Origin of the sequence: Vibrio crassostreae (genome assembly GCF_024347415.1) — a bacterium.
In the GTDB taxonomy this organism is placed as follows: Bacteria; Pseudomonadota; Gammaproteobacteria; order Enterobacterales; family Vibrionaceae; genus Vibrio; species Vibrio crassostreae.
Window position 1 is genome coordinate 1,879,499 of sequence record NZ_AP025476.1, and the last position, 19,112, is coordinate 1,898,610.

Here is a 19,112-nt window from a genome sequence, read left to right on the forward strand (position 1 = left end):
CCTAAAAAAGCATTTCTTGTCATTAACGTCAAAATAGTGACATTATATTTATAATATTAGTTAAAATATAACACTTAAAGTCATATAATTCCTAGTTATGAATCTAGTATTTAACAACTCGAGTGACAAGCTAATGACGGTGATCACATCGCACAACAATCTTAGTGCTCACACCAGCAATATAAGTTATTGTGTTTGCGGAAAATAATAGATTTAAAAACGTAAGATTGACGCGTATAAAAACACCATAAAACGCACGTTGATCGGTTAACATTTTGACAACCATTTGCGAACGCCAGCTTAGCGATCGTAATTTTTTTGGCGGTTCATCTAAATTTCGTATATAACAGCACAAATTCAAGACTTAGATGCGAGCTAACTTTAGGGAGATGCACATTGAATAGGCTTCAAAAGACAACATTAGGGTTAGCTATAAGTATGAGCTTACCGACGACAGCACAAACCCTAGAGCAAGCCGTTGCGTTCACTTTAGAAAGTAATCCTGAAATCAAAAGTGCTTATAATGAATATGTCAGTAAGCGATATCTGAATGATGCTTCTGGCGGTGCTTATCGTCCAAGTATAGACTTGGATGGAGGTATTGGTTACGAGCATACCGATCTAGCAACTAACTCAAGCACGACCGATCTGACTCGGAAAGAAGCGACAATTACGTTAACCCAACTAATATGGGATGGCGCGAATACATCAAATGATATCGATCGTACCGCGGCTGATGCAGAATCTGTGCGCTATCAATTGCTATCAAATGCACAGGACATCGCTTTAGAAGTCACAAAGGTCTATCTTGATGCAGTGAAAGCCTATGAAGTGCTGTCACTGTCAGAAAACAACCTCGCGACACACAAAAAAATATACAGTGATATCCGCAAACGTGTTGAATCAGGCATTGGATCAACCGCAGATATGTCACAGGTAGAGGCACGTATTGCGAAGGCACACGGAAACTTACTTGCTGCGCAAAATAATCTTTTTGATACCCATACTCAATTTAAAAGGCTTGTAGGCCAATCTCCGTTAGGATTAACCTTCCCTCGTGCAGATGCTGGCGCAATTCCTTACACCGTCGATGGCGCACTAGCGAAAGCGTTTAATCAGCACCCAGTTATTAAGATTGCACAAGCGGATGTGGATTCAGCGAAATTTCAGTACAAACAATCTAAAAGCACCAACTACCCGACCGTCTCTTTTGAAGCGGCTCAAACCTGGCGTGATGATGCCGGTGGTACTAAAGGTAGTAGCGATGAGTTCTCAGCAATGGTTCGTTTGAGATATAACCTCTATAACGGAGGCTCAGATCAAGATCGTGCTGAAAGTGCCGCTTACCAACTCAATAAAGCAAAAGACCTACGTGAGAGCACTTACCGCAATGTAGAAGAGAGCCTGCGTCTTTCATGGAGCGCTCTGGATTTGACCGTTCAGCAAAAAGAGTTCCTATCTGACCACGTAGACTCGGCATCAGACACGGTTATCTCATATGAGAAACAATACCGCATCGGTAAACGTACCCTTCTCGACTTACTTAACACTGAGAATGAATTGTTCGAAGCTCGTAAAGGGTATTTGGATGCCAAGTACGACGAACAATACGCGAAATACCGAGTAATGAACGCAACAGGAAACTTGTTGACCGGACTACGCGTCGAAACCCCTCAAGAATGGAATGAAAAGGTAGAATACTAATGAAGCTGATAAAGACTGTATTTCCGCTTTGTATCATGGTTGTCTCTGCCAATGTTTTAGCTGAAACAAGCGATGAAGAATTTGAATATCGAGCTCTTCCTGAGATCACACAAATTTATGATCTCGAAGATGATGATAATGATGGAGTAATCAATGCTAGAGATCTATGTCCCGATACGCAAATGGGTGCTGAGATAGATAACGACGGTTGTGGTTCATATTTCGAATCTTCAGAAAAGAAAGAGCTCCACATACTCTTTGCTAATAACTCTACGGAGATCAACCCGGTTTTCTTAGGGCAGATACGCCAAATGGCTGCGTTTTTGAAGCGTTACGAGAGTACATCGATTGAATTGCAAGGTTATGCCAGCAAAGTAGGTAACGCAGCACACAACCTAAAGCTTTCAAAAGAACGTGCATCGCATGTCAGACGTGCGCTGATCAGCAACGGTATTCAGCCATCTAGAGTCAACATTGTCGGTCATGGTGATTCTGAATTCAGCAGTGATGATACCCAAATCAATCACGCACTACATCGAAAAGTTGTCGCTTCCGTTGTTGGATTTAAGGGTAATATCAAAGAAGAATGGCACATTTTCACCAAAATTAAAAAGTAAGCTCTCCCCTGCTTTTACCATACTGAAACGTTATCTTAAGTTAACGTTTCAGTATGGTGATAATTCCTTGAATAGCATATACCTAAGCCGTCTATAATGTTAATCTTGCCACGTTATCAACATAGAGAATTAATCCATGAGCAAACTAACAGCTGATACTCAAGCAAATCTAGAACTTTTCGTTTCTGAAACACAGGAAACTAAACTGGTATGGGGCCTTCGCAACGAAGAAGGTTGGCTAGCATGTGACTCAAGTGAATTCGAAAACAGCGAAGTGATGCCGTTCTGGTCTTCAAAAGAAGATGCTCAGACTCACAACGTTGAAGAGTGGGCTGACTTCGAAGTATTAGAAATTCCACTAGATATCTTTGTAGAAGATTGGTTACTAACTCTTGCTGAAGACGGCGTTCTTGTTGGTACTAACTGGAATGCAACATTAGAAGGCAAAGAACTTGAGCCTTCTGACCTAGCGAAATTATACATCTAATTTCTGATATCGGTCGCGCGAATCGTGCGACCGATATACCTCTGATTAGTATCAACAAATTAGAGACCTACCTCGCATAACCTTATAGCTATAGAATTCAAAATTTGAAGCAATATCAAACTAATAATAGAATATCGTTCTTTATCTGATTGATAGTCTCTTGTGATTCACTCCTTTTTTGTTACCTTTCTGCTATTCATTAGCTTTTGTTCTTATAGCCAAGTATTACCGTCAGATCGTGACCAAAACTCATCAATCTATGCTTCCCATTTAAGCCCTACTCCTAATGCTGATTGGAACGCGCTTTATCTTTCTACTTTAAACCACTCTCCTGAGCGCGCATTAAACATGTTGCAAACACGCTATATCGGGTCAACGAGTTACGGAGATAAGCTTTACCTTGCGTCTCTTCTCTATAAATACATGAGCCACCGAGATCAGCCGTTCTACGGAATCGCTTCAAACGACAGTGACTACCAAGCGATAGAAGCAGCGTTTATTTCTGCTCTTATGAAAGACGGCAAAGGCCAATATGAGGAAGCACAACAAGGCTTTTTAACACTTTTGGCGAAAATGCAATCTCGCAGCGATTTAGCTGGAAAAGCATTGCTAAAGTACCAGCTATGCCGATCACTTAACGAGCAAGCTAAATATCATCAAGCTAACTATTACTGTTCTGCGCTTCAATCAGATTTATATAACATCGCTGACCCAGTATTGCCAAAGTTTGGAACTTATCGAGTCATTGCAAACAATCACCATTTTCGAAGTGACTATCAAGCAGCACTAGATACCTACCTATCACTGATAAATGTCTTCCCACAAGGACATGATATTTCGGGAGTTTACAACGATGTAGGTAACTTGCTCAAAGAATTAAAGCAATATGAAAAATCGGCTGAGTATCTACATGAAGCTCTAACTCTCAGAGAAAACGCTTCAGATTTAATGAAAGCACAAGTGCATCACAGCCTTGCGGATCTCAACCTTAACCAAGAGCAAAGTGACCTAGCAATTCACCACTTTCAGACAGCAAGAACACTACTGAGCTCGTCATCACATAGCTACGGTATCGCACTAACAAGTCTTGGCTTAGGAAAAGCGTACACTCAAACGAAAGATTATGATTTGGCGCGAACCTACTTGGTCGAATCTCTATCGGCTTCGAGCGAACTGAGCAATGATGTCATTCGTATCAATGCTTACTTGGCTATCAGCGATATGTTTGAAGAACAAAAATTGCCAACGGAAGCGCTCAACTATGCTCAACAAGCGCTAGGATTAGCGGAACAAGTCGCAAGGCATAAATACATAACGCAGTCACTTCTACAGCTTTCTGATATTAATCAATCACTCAACGATTACCAACAAGCTTTCTATTTTTACCAGCGATACTCATCAATACAAATGGAAGCTAGAGACATCGACAATCGACTCGCACTCGAAGCCCTCGGCCTGACGCATGCCGAATATGAGCAGGAACTTGAGAACTCTTTCCTGACACATCAGACGAAACTCGACCGCGTTCAAATTGAAAAAATGGAACATCAAAGATGGATGTACAACATCGTTGTTATTCTGTTGCTTTGTGCTGCAAGCTTTACGGTATTGGTAAACAAAACGGTTCGCGCAAAAGCCGCAATTGATGGCTTAACGAAAGCATATAGCCGAACTGAGATAATTCGAAGAATCAAAAGAGTGAAACGCTGTAAAGGGATGGAAAAACAGCATGTGCTCGTGCTGCTCGATCTAGATAATTTTAAGAAGATTAATGATGAGCATGGGCACCCTACCGGTGATCGAGCACTGATCCATATTAGTGAGAAAATTAGAAAACACTTAGTAAATGGTGAATTGTTTGGTCGCTTAGGGGGAGAAGAATTTGTCATCATGCTAACCGATACCACACCAGCAGAGGTACGAGAACGCGTTGAAGAATTACACTACGCCATTTCCAGCACTGTCTTCTTATCAGAAAGCAAAAAGTCACTTAATGTGACCGCGAGTTTTGCTTATCTAGCAACCTCAAACGCATTAAGTGACTTTGATGACTTGTATTCAGTGCTTGACCAAGCGCTCTATCAAGCCAAAAGCAACGGCCGAAACTGCATTATTGATGCCTATAACGAGCCGATTGATTTACCTGAGATTATTTATTCTCAGCCTGTTTGCGAACCAACTCAGCCATAATGCTTTCGCGATCACCTAGGTAATCGTTAAGGCCAACTTTACGTAATTCACACGCAGGACAATCGCCACAACCATTGCCGATAACGCCGTTGTAGCAAGTCAGGGTTTTGTTACGAACAAGCTCGAGTGCTGAGTATTGGTCGGCCAACGCCCATGTCTCAGCCTTGTTCAACCACATTAGTGGTGTTTTGATATCAAGCTGCCTGTCCATACCTTGCACTAACGCAGAGTTCATCGCTTTCACGAAGTCATTGCGACAATCAGGGTAGCCAGAGAAGTCTGTTTCACACACACCGGTAATCACAGTTTCAGCGCCGATTTGGTACGCGTAAATACCAGCCAGCGTTAAGAAAAGAATATTACGACCAGGAACGAATGAGTTCGGTAAACCATTCTCTTGAAGCTCGTGTGATACTGGAATATCGTCACGCGTTAGAGAGCTGATCGCTAGCTCATTCAACAGAGTCACATCCATCACTTTATGTGCTTTCACACCCAGTTCTTTTGACAATGACTCAGCCACTTCAATCTCTAATCGGTGGCGCTGACCATAATCAAATGTAATCGCATGAACCTCGTCATACTCTTTTAATGCTTGAACAAGACATGTTGTTGAGTCTTGACCACCACTGAATACTACAACTGCTTTTTTCATTTCCATTCCTACCTAAAACTGACGAGCTATCTACAATCTAACCAACTATGCGCTCTAACCAACTATGCGATGCTTAAATACTTGTGAGTTTGGATTGATAAACGCCAATTGCGCTCAATGCAGGTATCAATACAAAGCTGCGTCGCGCGATCTTTTTGGCTAATCGGTTGCAATGCGATCACAGTGTCGCTCGAAACATCTGCTCGCTCTAGTAAAGCATCTAGCTGTTCGATGTCTTTTCCTGTTCCTACTGGATGTTTAATCTCATTAGCGCGTTGTAAGGCACTATCTAAAATTTCCAGTTTCGCTTTCATTGCCACCTTCGGTGACACCGTAACCCAAGTATCACTTGTTGCTTTAACTTCTGACGTACCGCTAGTCTCAATCTGACAACGACAACCGTGTTGCTCAAACGCTTGAGTAAGAGGGACAAGATCATAAATGCACGGCTCACCACCAGTAATCACAATGTGTTTAGCCGTGTAACCTTGCTTGATATATTCATTGACGATTCCTTGGGCATCAATGGCTGACCAAGTGGGTGAATCCTCTGTCTTAAGCATGATATCGCCAAGGCTAGTTTCATCTTCTGGCAATGCTTCCCAAGTCTGTTTGGTGTCACACCAAGAACAGCCAACCGGGCAAATTTGCAGACGAACAAAAACAGCAGGAACGCCAGTAAACACGCCCTCGCCTTGGATGGTTTCAAACATTTCATTAATCTTGTACAACTTTCCCTCAGCTCAATCATTTGATGAAATTAATCAACCGCAGACCTTAAAGCACTTACCTCTTTTGGTCAAACAAATGAGTACTGATAAATCAGTTGATCAAAGCCCTAGCCTGAAGTTTCAAGTTCCCTTATCCTTTCGCCCATTAGATTTCGTTAGCTTTTAATTTTTAGTAAGGAACAACATGTACAAACTGATTGCTCTTGATATGGATGGCACACTGCTTAACAGTGAAAAAGTGATTTCTCAAGAGAACAAAGACGCGATTGCTAAAGCTCGTGCTGCAGGTGTCAAAGTGGTTCTGGCTTCTGGCCGCCCTTTAGAAGGCATGCAGAGTAAGCTAGATGAGCTTTCAATCAACGGCGAAGATGACTTTGTGCTCTTCTACAACGGCTCTATGGTTCAGAATGTGTCGACAAAACAGATCATTCACAGCGAGATCAGCAATGGTAAAGCCGCGAAAGAAATCGCAGCACTTGCTAAGAAGCTTGGGGGTTACGTTCATGCATTCAGCAAGGTTCATGGTTTAATTACGCCAGAGAACAACGAGTACACGGGTATTGAAGCGCGTATTAATGGCTTAGATATTACCGAGTTCGACTTTTCTCAATTAGAAGATGACCACGAAATCATCAAGACCATGATTGTCGCTGAACCCAGCAAGCTAACTGAAATCATCAGCAAGTTGCCACAAGAGCTCAAGACTCAGTTTACTATCGTGCAAAGTGCACCATTCTTCTTAGAGTTCCTAAACCCAAACTCAAACAAGGGTGTCGGTATCGAAGCCATTGCGAAACACTTAGGCATTAAAGCGGAAGAAGTAATCTGCATGGGTGACGCTGAAAACGATCACCATATGCTTGAATACGCTGGCCTTGGTATTGCAATGGACAACGCGATGGATGAAACCAAGAAAATCGCCGATCACATTACCGCGAGTAACGACGACCATGGCGTAGCCGTAGCAATTGAAAAGTTTATCTTCAACTCATAATCATTCGATTCTGTAAAATTAATACTAAAAAGGCTGTGCACTGCACAGCCTTCTCTTTTTTAAATGAGTCGTTTTACTTAATTTCTAGCCCAAGGCAGACGAAATGCCACCACACCAAACAGAATCAATATTGGGAAACGTAACGTTTCAATAATAAATGAAGCAATACCACTGAAAGAGACAAAACTTCCTGCCCAGCTAATCAGCAGATTTCCCGCTAACAGCATCGCCATCACTCCAACCACGATCTTGAATGAGAACTGACCGACCAAAGGTTTCGAGTCTGTTAACGTCACTAGGCATGCAATCGTCATCAAAATAGCCACCCAGAATGAGAATGTAGGCAGTGGCCATATCACCGTGAGAACAATCGACAATAAGCATAATGCCCACCACACGCCCTTAGAACTCAATAAAACACTAATATCAACATCTGGTTTTGCATCTAACCTCACGATGTGCCACGTCGTTAAGGCACCTAAGACGCCCCCCATTAATACATCACTAAAGAACGCACTGCCTGAATACGACTTAAACAGCATGATCCAAAGTAAGCCAGCAAGCACAATCAATATTGATTTTTTTTCTAAGAGACGCTTTATTTTCCAAAAGACTAACAAGGTTAAGCTCACCCATAAAGCAGCCAGTAAACTTGGAAAACTATAGCCACTGCTCATTACCAACTTCAATGTTGGCAAGTAGGCATGCGGGCGTGGAAAACCAAAACCTTGATGTGCGATCAAAGTTAGCAGTGTCACCGAAATCAAAGTGAAGCCAAACTTCAACGCGAAGTTACGACCAAAACGCCACGCAATTAGCGGCAATATCACGATGAAAACCCATGGCTTCGCTAACAAGTCAGTCAAAAGCACAGTATTCACGAACACGCTCGGCATTCTATCGAACGCGTTTTGAAGTGAAACAATCCAGCTCAATTCAACTTGATGAACTTTCGGCGCCGCGCCCACCAGCTCAGTCACATAAGTCACCGGTTGATCTGTAGCAGATAAAAACAGTTCGTTAATCTCAGACCACTGTTCTGGATAACGGTACTGGTTTGCTTCCAACTCAGTAGGAGGAAGTAACATCGCTCTGCTGACCTCTACTCCATAGTGAGGAGCAAACCAGATAGGAAGTTCAAAACCACCTAGCTCATTTCGAGCTTGATAGCTGATCACTTCAGAATCAGAGACACAATCAAACACAACGGCGCTATCGGTGTAACCCAGTACACCACCAACCGTTACCGACAAACCCGCCTCTTCCCACGTTTCACGTTGCGCCGCGACGGCTGGCGGCTCACCTGAAACCACAGTACCTCCAGGTAGAGACAATTGACCTGTGATCAACTCATCAACCAACACGATTTGGTTATCAGCACGTACTACACACAAAGCGCCCGCGATATGATCGGGCAAAGTATTGTTTGCCCAAGCGGAAGTAGTACTCAAAAGAGACAGTATGAAAACTAATAAATATCGAATAGCCAACGAGTTTACCTAAAAATGAGAGAAAAAGTTAAAGACTGCTCTAGTGTAATCAAACACGCACAAAATCGCTGCCTACGTTTTGTGCAAAGCCTTCCTCATCCATTGAATGTGAGGTGTGAACCCCATTTTTTGATAGAAGTCCTTGGCAGGTGAATTAAAGTCCCAAACCTCTACAAAGACTTGTTCTACCCCATAATCATCAAAAGTACTTTCAACTTTGTTAAACAACTTTTCAGCAATGGATTCTTTTCGATAATCAGGTAAGACAAACAGCTCATCGACACTCCCCATCGGCACTGGTTTACTCACCGTTGAGATAAGCTCACAAAAATGTCCAGAGATAAAACCAACAATGAGATCGCCTTTTAATGCCACATAAACCAAGCATTCAGGATCATCTAAGTATCGTGCAATGCTTTTTTCCTGCTCAATCTCTTCTGCCGTTTTAAAGTGCTCTGGGCTAGCAAGGTGGTGGTGATGATGTAGATCGAACATTAACTCGTTAAGTTGTTCCAAATCCGTGTGTTTTGCAGCCCTTAAAGTGACGTTCATGACTATTGCGCTTCTCAAACCAAATTAATATCTAAACTGAGTCTAGTTTACTTGCCGTGAGTATCTATACAAGTTATTGAATTAATTCATTGTTTGAAGTGCGTATTTTAGATACAAAAACGGCCACATTGCGTGGCCATTCTGTGTGAATCATTTTGAATTAAACGAATATCGAAGCTGTGGTTTTTGCTGAAGCTGTCGCTTTATGCACCGTTATCTTCTTTATCTTCTTTGAGATCAGCAAGCTGTTGTTCTAGTTCAATAAGCTTAATTTCAGCCTCAACTTCAGCAACTCGCTTTTCTGCATCTGTGCGATTGTCTTGCGCTAGGCCATCGGCAGTAACTTGGGTTCGTTGTGCGTTTCTTGCATCGTCCGTATCTTTCATTGAACCAGCAACACCACCGGTCACACCGCCTAATGCAGCACCCTTCACGGCTAAACTCGCATCTCCAGTTAGAGCGCCTGCTGTTGCTCCTAACAAAGCACCACCTACAGCACCACGATTACGTGCAGCATTCTCATTTTCGTTATCCATTGCTGGTGATGCGCAACCAGAAATAGTCACAATCAGTGTCGCTAAAAGAAAAGGTTTAGTGAATTTCATAGGAGTCTCGCTTAGTTCTTCGTTTGGAGTAAAGCCATCTTAAGCAGGTCCGTTAATGAGATAAATAAAGCCACGTTTAGACGATACATCATGTGCAGCTATGTATTATCCAGCCATCGTATAACTACTTAATGATACCTATCTTGAGATCGTTTTATCCTCACCAACAAAAAGGCGACCAATAAGGTCGCCTCAATCGCTCGTTCTCTATAATTCTTGTCTTTCAGATGTCGCTCTTAGTCATTGGACCAAAAGTTTTGCATATTTTCTGCACTAGGTGGCGGTCTTACACCGCAGTCTCGATAGTGGTGTTTATCACCAATCCCAAGGACCTTGCCACTTTCCTCATCGATCATAGCAGCCACTTTTACCCCGTCTCCCACATGGCGAGTCAACACGACAATTTCACCGGCTCTTTCAGACCTTACCGCCCCCAAGATTTGATATTCGTAGCGGCCTTTCCTTGAATTAACGATCATCTTCGAGTTAATCGGGTCGGCTTCATACCCCACGCCAATATCAAAAACCGCTTGATAGAGATCGACGCCAGTTTTGGACACACACTTAAATACCTTGGGGTGACTCAAGGGTTCTAACAACGCTCTGCTCGCTTCATCCTTTGAAATACTGGCACTAGCAGCACCACTAACCAGTAAAGCAATCAACAAAAAGTAAGATCGCATAAAAAAGACCTCAATATGTGGGGTTCATAATGAGGTCATAGTAAACGCAATGGATAAACGGATGAATAAAGTAGAGTTTAGGTAAACCATCACGCTGGCTTATGTATTAATATACGAGCCGACGATCAAATTACCCAAACAGCAAAACCTATTTGCCGAGCTTTTCAGCAATTTCCGTTAAGCTAGTCGGATCATCAATCGTCGAAGGCACCACGTACTGCTCACCTTCAGCGATCTGCCGGATGGTTCTGCGTAAAATCTTACCGGAGCGTGTCTTGGGAAGTCTCTCAACAACCAAGGCTTGCTTAAAACAGGCTACCGCGCCAATCTCATTACGAACTTTACCAACCAACTCCGCTTGTAACTCAGTGCCATCGACTTTTACGCCATCTTTCAGCACAACTAAACCAAGAGGTAGCTGCCCTTTTAAGTCATCATGAACCCCGACTACCGCGCACTCTGCAATAGCTGGGTGACCGCCAACGATCTCTTCCATTTCACCGGTAGAAAGACGATGCCCCGCTACGTTGATCACATCGTCAATACGCCCCATGATAAACAGATAACCATCTTCATCAAGGTAGCCGCCATCACCCGAAACATAATAGCCCGGGAATTGGCTCAGATAGCCAGACTCAAATCGATCATGATTACGCCAAACCGTTGGCAGACAACCGGGTGGTAGTGGACGTTTAAGTGCAACAAAGCCTTGCTGATTCGGCTGTGCTACTTCACCGAGTTCATTAAGAATCTCCACTTGATAACCCGGAACAGGTTTAGTGGAAGAACCCGCTTTCACTGGCAAAGATTCCAGCCCTGTCGGATTGGCAGAAATAGCCCAACCCGTTTCGGTTTGCCACCAATGGTCGATAACCGGTTTATTGGTGTGAGATTCTACCCAATCCAACGTTGGCGGGTCTAAACGTTCACCGGCCATGAAAATCGACTTGAGCGATGTTAAGTCATACTTGGTAAGTAACTCGCCTTCGGGATCTTCTTTCTTAATGGCCCTAAATGCGGTTGGCGCAGAAAACAATACATCGACTTTGTATTCTTCACACACACGCCAAAACGCACCGGGATCGGGTGTTCGTACTGGCTTGCCTTCAAACAGAATCGTAGTACAACCATGAATCAATGGTGCATAAACAATATAGGAATGTCCCACGACCCAGCCGACATCAGAAGCTGCCCAAAATACACCATCTTGCGGCATATCGTAGATAGTGCTCATCGAGTATTTCATCGCGACCGCATGACCACCATTGTCACGCACCACACCTTTTGGCTTACCCGTAGTGCCTGACGTGTAAAGAATATACAAAGGATCGGTTGCCAAAACAGGAACGCAACTGTGCGGCAATGCATCGTTAACCGCTTGCTGCCAAAGTACATCGCGTTCATTGCTCAATTCAGCTAAAGCTTGCTCTCTTTGAAATACGACGACTTTCTCAGGCTTCCAACGACTGTCCATGATCGCTCTGTCGACCATAGGCTTATATGGCAGTACTTTATTTATCTCGACACCGCAAGAGGCAGTAATCAACACCTTCGGCTCGGCATCTTCGATACGAACGGCGAGCTCATGAGGAGCGAACCCGCCAAACACCACCGAGTGAACCGCGCCTAGTCTTGCACAGGCCAACATTGCCATCGCCGCTTCAGGAATCATTGGCATGTAGATAACAACACGATCGCCTTTAGTAACGCCTTGCATAGCTAGCATACCAGCGACTTTTGCCACTTGGTCACGCAATTGATTGTAAGTGTACGATGATTGAGTCCATGTAACTGGAGAGTCGTAAATCAGTGCCACTTTATCACCACGACCATTTTCGCAATGATAATCTAAAGCCAACCAGCACGTGTTCATCACCCCATCAGGAAACCAGCGCTCAATACCGTTATCGTCAGTTTGTAATATCGTTTTTGGTGACTCAAACCAATCTATCGCTTGTGATTGTGTTTCCCAGAACGAATTTGGATCTTCCCTCGCCCATTGATACTCGGTTATATAGTCTGTTTTTCTGTTCATTCGATTCGTAGCAGACATAGTGCCTCCTCCATGATTTATCCATTTCTCCAAGTGCCTAGCCTTTGGCTGTAGCACTTGATAGCACTCTTTTCTCAGCGTTGTGTTCGTGAACATTTAACCGTTCACGACAATCGCTTTACTTAGGAAAAGGCACACGGATGGCACCTTCCATGATCACTCGGGCACTACGACTCATTATCGCCCTTTCTATTTTCCAACCGTTTTCGGTCTGCAAAGCTTTAGCTCCCACCTTTAAGGTTCCTGATGGATGCCCAAAGGTCACAAAATCACGGGAACCCTCACCTGCTGCCAAGTTCACTAACGTACCCGGAACACTCGCCGCTGAAGCAATGGCGACTGCAGCTGTGCCCATCATGGCGTGATGCAGTTGCCCCATAGACAAAGCTCGCACCAGAAGGTCGGTATCGTCAGCTAATACCGATTTACCACTTGAAGCTTGATACGCTTGAGGCTTAGCAACAAACGCGACTTTCGGTGTGTGTTGGCGTGAATCCGCTTGTTCTAAAGAATCAATCAGCCCCATTGCAACTGCGCCATGTGCTCGGATGGATTCAAACAATGCCAAGGCTTTTGAATCGCTGTTGATATCCGATTGAAGCTCTGTGCCTTGATAGCCGACCGATTCTGCATCAACAAAAATGGTTGGTATTCCTGCATTGATGTATGTCGCTTTGATGCAGCCCAATTCGGGAACATCTAAAAAATCGACAACATTCCCTGTAGGAAACATTGAACCATTCGCATCGGCCGGATCTAGGAAATCAACTTGGATTTCAGCAGCTGGGAAAGTGACACCATCGAGCTCAAAGTCACCCAACTCTTGGACTTCCCCGTCAGCGATAGGTACATGAACAATAATGGTTTTCTCTATGTTCACTTGCCATACTCGCACCTCGACCACGCCGTTTTCTGGAATACGATTCGAATCGACCAATCCACTATGAATAGCAAATGGGCCTACTGCAGCAGACAAATTACCGCAGTTACCGCTCCAATCAACGAACGGCTTGTCTATTGCTACTTGACCGAATAAGTAATCAACATCGTGATCGGCTTTACTGCTTTTCGAAACAATCACGGTTTTACTGGTACTGGATGTTGCCCCACCCATACCATCGGTTTGTTTGCCATAAGGATCTGGACTGCCAATCACTCTCAACAACAATGTATCTCTAGCTTCTCCAGCAACTTGCGCCGCTTTAGGTAAGTCACTTAGGTTGAAGAAAACGCCTTTACTTGTTCCGCCCCGCATGTAGGTAGCAGGTACTTTTATCTGTTTGATGTTCATAACCAGGTCCTACTGTGCGAGAAAGTCTTTGGCGAAACGTTGCAATACGCCACCAGCGCTATAGACATTCACTTCGTCTGCCGTGTCTAGTCGGCAGGTTACAGGCACATCCAGCTTTTCACCGTTTTTACGAGTAATGACTAGAGCCAAATCAGAACCCGCTTCAATATCACCGTAAACGTCGTAAAGCTCGGTGCCATCGAGTTGTAAGGTATTGCGATTGGTTCCCGCTTTAAACTGCAAAGGCAACACACCCATTCCAACTAAGTTGGTTCTGTGGATTCGTTCAAAGCCTTCGGCAACAATCACTTCAACACCCGCTAAGCGCACCCCTTTAGCTGCCCAGTCACGTGATGAACCTTGTCCATAATCAGCACCAGCAACAACAATCAAAGGTTGTTTACGGTTCATGTAGGTTTCTATCGCTTCCCACATTCGCGTAACTTGACCTTCGGGTTCAACCCTTGCTAATGAACCTTGCACGACTTCTCCTGCGTCCTTCACCATTTCGTTGAACAGCTTAGGGTTGGCGAATGTTGCTCGTTGCGCGGTTAAGTGATCACCTCGATGGGTCGCGTAAGAGTTAAAATCCTCTTCCGGCACTTCCATTTTGGTGAGGTATTCCCCCGCCGCACTCGAAGCGAGAATCGCATTTGATGGAGATAAGTGATCGGTGGTAATGTTGTCACCCAGAATAGCCAAAGGTCTCATCCCTGAAAGGCTTCGTTCTCCTGCAAGAGCCCCCTCCCAATAAGGTGGCCTGCGAATATAGGTACTTTGAGGTCGCCAGTCATAAAGCGGTTCAGTCGTTACCTGATCCTCATCTGGCTGGAACATTTTTACGTAGATTTGTTGAAATTGCTGAGGTTTAACATGCTCACCGACAACAGCATCGATCTCCGCATCACTCGGCCATAAATCATTTAAGTAGATTGGCTTACCGTTGCTGTCAGTGCCTAAGCTGTCTTTCTCGATATCAAAGCGAATCGTGCCAGCCAAGGCATAAGCAACCACCAATGGCGGTGAGGCTAAAAACGCTTGTTTTGCATAAGGATGGATTCGACCATCGAAGTTTCGATTCCCTGACAACACAGCGGTTGAATACAGGTCGCGGTCGATGATCTCTTGTTGAATTGCATGATCTAGGGCTCCGCTCATACCATTACAGGTAGTGCACGCATAACCGACGATACCAAAACCTAATTGTTCCAATTCTGGCAACAATCCTGCTGACTCGAGGTAGAGCTTGGCAACTTTAGATCCTGGAGCAAATGACGTTTTCACCCACGGTTTACGAACTAATCCAAGCTGATTGGCTTTCTTAGCCACCAATGCTGCGGCTACCACGTTTCTTGGATTACTGGTGTTAGTACAAGAGGTAATTGCCGCAATGATCACGGCACCATCGGGCATTTGATCATCGCTGTACTGCTCTTTCCAAGATGCTTGACTAATGCCTTGTTCAGCCAGCTCTCTGGTTGGCAAACGACGATGTGGATTGGATGGCCCTGCAAGATTGCGCTCAACCTTCGATAAATCAAACTCTAATACACGCTCATATTGAGCAGAGTCTAGATCGTCAGCCCATAGCCCGGTTTGCTTGGCATAGCGTTCGACTAGTTCAACTTGTTCAGGCTCTCGTCCCGTGAGTTTAAGGTATTGAATAGTCTGCTCATCGATGTAGAACATCCCCGCAGTCGCACCGTACTCAGGCGTCATATTCGATATAGTGGCACGGTCGCCAATAGTCAGTGCACGAGCACCTTCACCAAAGAACTCTAAATAACTAGAAACCACTTTTTCATTTCGAAGAAACTCGGTAATCGCAAGCACAATATCCGTTGCCGTTATCCCTTCTTGTCGTTGACCCGTTAGCTTCACGCCGACGATGTCCGGCAATCGCATCATCGAAGGCCGACCTAGCATCACAGTCTCAGCTTCCAAGCCGCCCACACCAATCGCAATAACGCCCAGGGCATCAACGTGCGGTGTATGGCTATCGGTACCAACACAAGTATCAGGAAACGCGATGCCATCTTTAGATTGAATAACTGGAGACATTTTCTCCAAGTTAATCTGGTGCATGATCCCGTTACCCGCTGGGATCACACTCACGTTTTTAAACGCGGTTTTACACCATTCAATAAAATGAAAACGGTCTTCGTTTCTGCGCTCTTCAATCGCGCGGTTTTTATCAAATGCTTCGTTATCAAACCCGGCATGTTCCACTGCCAAAGAGTGATCAACAATCAGTTGAGTTTCGACCACTGGGTTCACCTTGGCAGGGTCTCCGCCTTGGTCGGCAATCGCGTCTCTTAATCCAGCCAAATCTACTAGGGCTGTTTGACCTAGAATGTCATGACACACCACTCGCGCAGGATACCAAGGAAAATCTAAGTCGCTCTTGCGTTCAATGATCTGCTTTAAGCTGTCTTCAAGGGTTTCAGGATCACAGCGTCTTACTAATTGCTCTGCCAACACTCGCGACGTATAAGGCAAGGTTTTATAAGCGCCCGGAGATAGTGCTTCTACCGCTTCGCAAGCGTCGAAATATTCTAAACTCGTTCCCGGTAAAACCTTTCGATACTTGTTTTCATCAAGCTCTTGGTTTCTTTCAAGTTTTACATCAGACATACATCCACCATTATCTGTTAAATTCTATTCGTTGGTTCACGAGGCCTTATCACATGAAGATAACAGTCACCTCGAGATTTAAGTCGGCTCGATATAGAGGACTAACGTAAATGGATAGGTAGCCAGTCTTGGTGCTCTGGCCCGGTGTAGTCTGCACTTGGACGAATGATGCGATTGTTTTCTCTTTGTTCGAACACGTGTGCTGTCCAACCTGTGAGGCGGCTCATCACGAAGATCGGAGTAAATAATTTGGTTGGGATGTCCATGAAGTGGTAGGCCGATGCATGGAAGAAGTCAGCATTACAGAACAGCCCTTTCTCGCGCTTCATTACCGCTTCAACACGTTCTGAAACGGCATAAAGCTGTTCATCTCCCACCTCTTGAGCTAGCTCTTTTGACCAACGTTTGATTAAGGCATTTCGAGGATCACTTTCGCGATAAATGGCATGACCGAAGCCCATGATTTTGTCTTTGTTAGCAAGCATCTGCATGATGTTGGTTTCGGCTTCATCAGCGGTTTTCCAATCTTGGATCATTTCCATTGCCGCTTCATTCGCACCACCGTGCAGTGGGCCTCTTAGTGTGCCAATCGCAGCCGTTACACAAGAATGAATATCCGACAGTGTTGAGGCACAAACACGAGCGGCAAAGGTAGAGGCATTAAACTCATGTTCCGCATAAAGGGTTAGCGAGCAGTGCATCACCTTTTTATGCAGTTCACTAGGCGTTTTGTCAGTCAGCATCTTCAAGAAATAGCCACCCAAACATGCTTCGCTTTGATCTTCCGTATCAATGCGCACGCCATCATGGCTAAAGCGATACCAATAACAAATAATCGCAGGGAAAAGCGCGAGCATTCGTTCAGTCGCAGGCAATTGCTCAGAAAAATCAGACTCTTGCTCTAGATTACCTAGCATTGAACAACCTGTTCTCATCACATCCATTGGGTGAGCGTCTGCAGGGATAAGCTCTAATGCTACTTTCAAAGGTTGAGGCAAGCCGCGTAGGCCAACCAACAGTGTTTTGTAATCGTCTAGCTCTTTTTCAGTGGGTAAATGGCCTCTTAGTAGCAGATGCGCCACTTCTTCAAACTGAGCGTGGTTAGCAAGGTCGGTAATGTCATAGCCACGGTAAGTTAAACCTGTTCCTGATTTTCCTACCGTACATAGCGCAGTCGACCCTGCACTTTGGCCACGTAGACCAGCACCACCGATTGCCGGTGCGCTGGCTGGTTTGTTTGCTGTTTTTTCACTTTGTTGTTCTACATTTGAAGCATTTTCGACAGCGGCTTTATCACTCAAAGATACAGACATGGTGAACTCCTTTTCTGTGTTAGTCGCCCGCACTCTTTGGTGCTACCTGTTTATGTGTCCGGTGATCTTTATCATCGATACTGGATATGGCGACTAACCATTTCACGTTATTGGATTAAGTTGATTTTTGATTAGTTGAAACTGGTTTTACCCTTCGCTTGAAAACAACTGATCAAGCTTGTTCTCGTATTCGTGGTAATTCAGGTGTCCGTAAAGCTCTTTACGGGTTTGCATTGAATCCAACAGAGCTTCTTGATTGCCTTCAACTAACAAGTGTTTGTAAACATTCTCCGCGGCCTTGTTCATCGCACGGAATGCACTCAATGGATAAAGCACCATGTCGACACTTGATTGGGCTAACTCGTTACAGTTGTAGAGGGGTGTTTGGCCAAATTCAGTGATGTTCGCAAGAATAGGCACATGTTTACCTGTTGCTGATTTCAACGCCGCCGAAAACTTCACGTATTGGTCGAGTTGATTCATAGCCTCAGGGAAAATCATGTCTGCGCCCGCTTCAACACACGCAATCGCTCGTTCAATCGCGCTATCAATGCCTTCAACAGCCAATGCATCGGTACGCGCCATAATCACGAAGCTGTCATCGGTTCTAGCATCTGTTGCCGCTTTGACTCTATCGACCATCTCTTGCTGACTTACAATCGCTTTATTTGGTCGATGACCACAGCGTTTCTGAGCCACTTGGTCTTCCATGTGGACTGCCGCTGCACCTGCCTTCTCCATTGCGCGAATGGTACGTGCAATATTGAACGCGCCACCGAAGCCCGTGTCGATATCCACCAGCAAGGGCAAATCGCACGCGTTGGTAATGCGTTCCACATCCACCAACACATCGTTCAATGTAGTAATGCCCAAGTCAGGCAAACCGTAAGACGCATTGGCGATACCTCCACCAGACAAATAGATCGCCTGATGTCCCAAGTTCTTTGCCATCATCGCGCAATACGGATTCACCGTGCCGACGATCTGCAATGGGTCGTTGTCTTGCACAGCTTGTCGGAACTTAGCTCCTGCTGATAACTTCATAATGACGCTCCCTGTTAATTGTTTATTTCTATCTAATCTTTATGACTTTTGATGTTTAGCTTTCGCCAA

16 protein-coding genes are annotated in these 19,112 nt (G+C 44.6%); 5 read left to right on the top strand and 11 right to left on the bottom strand.

The window, feature by feature from the left end:
• Positions 1–438: 438 nt before the first annotated feature.
• From OC193_RS08490 to OC193_RS08505, 4 genes are all read left to right on the top strand, one after another.
• Positions 439–1,704: a TolC family outer membrane protein gene (locus OC193_RS08490; RefSeq protein ID WP_048659435.1), complete on the top strand. Its 1,266-nt coding sequence runs from the start codon at positions 439–441 to the stop codon at positions 1,702–1,704.
• Complete coding sequence (locus tag OC193_RS08495) at positions 1,704–2,321, top strand: OmpA family protein (protein ID WP_048659436.1); 618 nt, start codon at positions 1,704–1,706, stop codon at positions 2,319–2,321. The genes OC193_RS08490 and OC193_RS08495 overlap by 1 nt, the downstream gene beginning before the upstream one ends.
• 136 nt (positions 2,322–2,457) lie before the next feature.
• Positions 2,458–2,808, top strand: coding sequence for a DUF2750 domain-containing protein (locus OC193_RS08500; protein ID WP_017062305.1), 351 nt, complete (start codon positions 2,458–2,460; stop codon positions 2,806–2,808).
• Between the two features lie 162 nt (positions 2,809–2,970).
• The gene (locus OC193_RS08505; RefSeq protein WP_048662912.1) at positions 2,971–4,998 is read left to right on the top strand and encodes a diguanylate cyclase; all 2,028 of its coding nucleotides are present in this window, start codon (positions 2,971–2,973) and stop codon (positions 4,996–4,998) included.
• Here the strand turns inward: OC193_RS08505 and queC are convergent.
• Together queC and queE are read right to left on the bottom strand one after the other, a co-directional pair.
• On the bottom strand, positions 4,958–5,653 hold the full coding sequence (gene queC, locus OC193_RS08510) for a 7-cyano-7-deazaguanine synthase QueC (RefSeq protein WP_048662914.1): 696 nt from the start codon (positions 5,651–5,653) through the stop codon (positions 4,958–4,960). The two genes, OC193_RS08505 and queC, sit on opposite strands and share 41 nt — an antisense overlap.
• A 62-nt stretch (positions 5,654–5,715) precedes the next feature.
• Positions 5,716–6,384 carry a 7-carboxy-7-deazaguanine synthase QueE gene (queE, locus tag OC193_RS08515; protein WP_312030852.1) on the bottom strand — a complete coding sequence of 223 codons (669 nt, stop codon included), beginning with the start codon at positions 6,382–6,384 and terminating at the stop codon, positions 5,716–5,718.
• Between the two features lie 184 nt (positions 6,385–6,568).
• On the opposite strand from queE, the gene OC193_RS08520 reads away from it, so the two are divergent.
• A complete protein-coding gene (locus OC193_RS08520; protein ID WP_048662917.1) occupies positions 6,569–7,378 on the top strand; it encodes a Cof-type HAD-IIB family hydrolase in 810 nt (269 codons plus the stop codon).
• Between the two features lie 77 nt (positions 7,379–7,455).
• Here the strand turns inward: OC193_RS08520 and OC193_RS08525 are convergent, their stop codons facing one another.
• From OC193_RS08525 to prpB, 9 genes are all read right to left on the bottom strand, one after another.
• Positions 7,456–8,868 (bottom strand): bifunctional NUDIX hydrolase/phosphatase PAP2 family protein, encoded by a 1,413-nt coding sequence (locus OC193_RS08525; RefSeq protein WP_048662918.1) that lies wholly within the window; start codon positions 8,866–8,868, stop codon positions 7,456–7,458.
• Positions 8,869–8,940: 72 nt separating this feature from the next.
• Positions 8,941–9,420 carry a GNAT family N-acetyltransferase gene (locus OC193_RS08530; protein ID WP_048662919.1) on the bottom strand — a complete coding sequence of 160 codons (480 nt, stop codon included), beginning with the start codon at positions 9,418–9,420 and terminating at the stop codon, positions 8,941–8,943.
• Between the two features lie 203 nt (positions 9,421–9,623).
• Positions 9,624–10,025 (bottom strand): glycine zipper domain-containing protein, encoded by a 402-nt coding sequence (locus OC193_RS08535; RefSeq protein ID WP_048662921.1) that lies wholly within the window; start codon positions 10,023–10,025, stop codon positions 9,624–9,626.
• A 236-nt stretch (positions 10,026–10,261) separates the two neighbouring features.
• On the bottom strand, positions 10,262–10,708 hold the full coding sequence (locus OC193_RS08540; protein WP_048662922.1) for a hypothetical protein: 447 nt from the start codon (positions 10,706–10,708) through the stop codon (positions 10,262–10,264).
• Between the two features lie 148 nt (positions 10,709–10,856).
• Positions 10,857–12,761 carry a propionyl-CoA synthetase gene (locus OC193_RS08545; protein ID WP_048662923.1) on the bottom strand — a complete coding sequence of 635 codons (1,905 nt, stop codon included), beginning with the start codon at positions 12,759–12,761 and terminating at the stop codon, positions 10,857–10,859.
• Positions 12,762–12,879: 118 nt separating this feature from the next.
• Positions 12,880–14,052, bottom strand: coding sequence for a 2-methylaconitate cis-trans isomerase PrpF (gene prpF / locus OC193_RS08550; protein ID WP_048662924.1), 1,173 nt, complete (start codon positions 14,050–14,052; stop codon positions 12,880–12,882).
• A 9-nt stretch (positions 14,053–14,061) separates the two neighbouring features.
• Complete coding sequence (acnD, locus tag OC193_RS08555) at positions 14,062–16,686, bottom strand: Fe/S-dependent 2-methylisocitrate dehydratase AcnD (RefSeq protein ID WP_048662925.1); 2,625 nt, start codon at positions 16,684–16,686, stop codon at positions 14,062–14,064.
• Positions 16,687–16,787: 101 nt separating this feature from the next.
• Positions 16,788–17,999 (bottom strand): bifunctional 2-methylcitrate synthase/citrate synthase, encoded by a 1,212-nt coding sequence (gene prpC, locus OC193_RS08560; RefSeq protein WP_048662926.1) that lies wholly within the window; start codon positions 17,997–17,999, stop codon positions 16,788–16,790.
• 147 nt (positions 18,000–18,146) lie between these two features.
• Complete coding sequence (gene prpB / locus OC193_RS08565; protein ID WP_048662927.1) at positions 18,147–19,043, bottom strand: methylisocitrate lyase; 897 nt, start codon at positions 19,041–19,043, stop codon at positions 18,147–18,149.
• Positions 19,044–19,112: the final 69 nt, after the last annotated feature.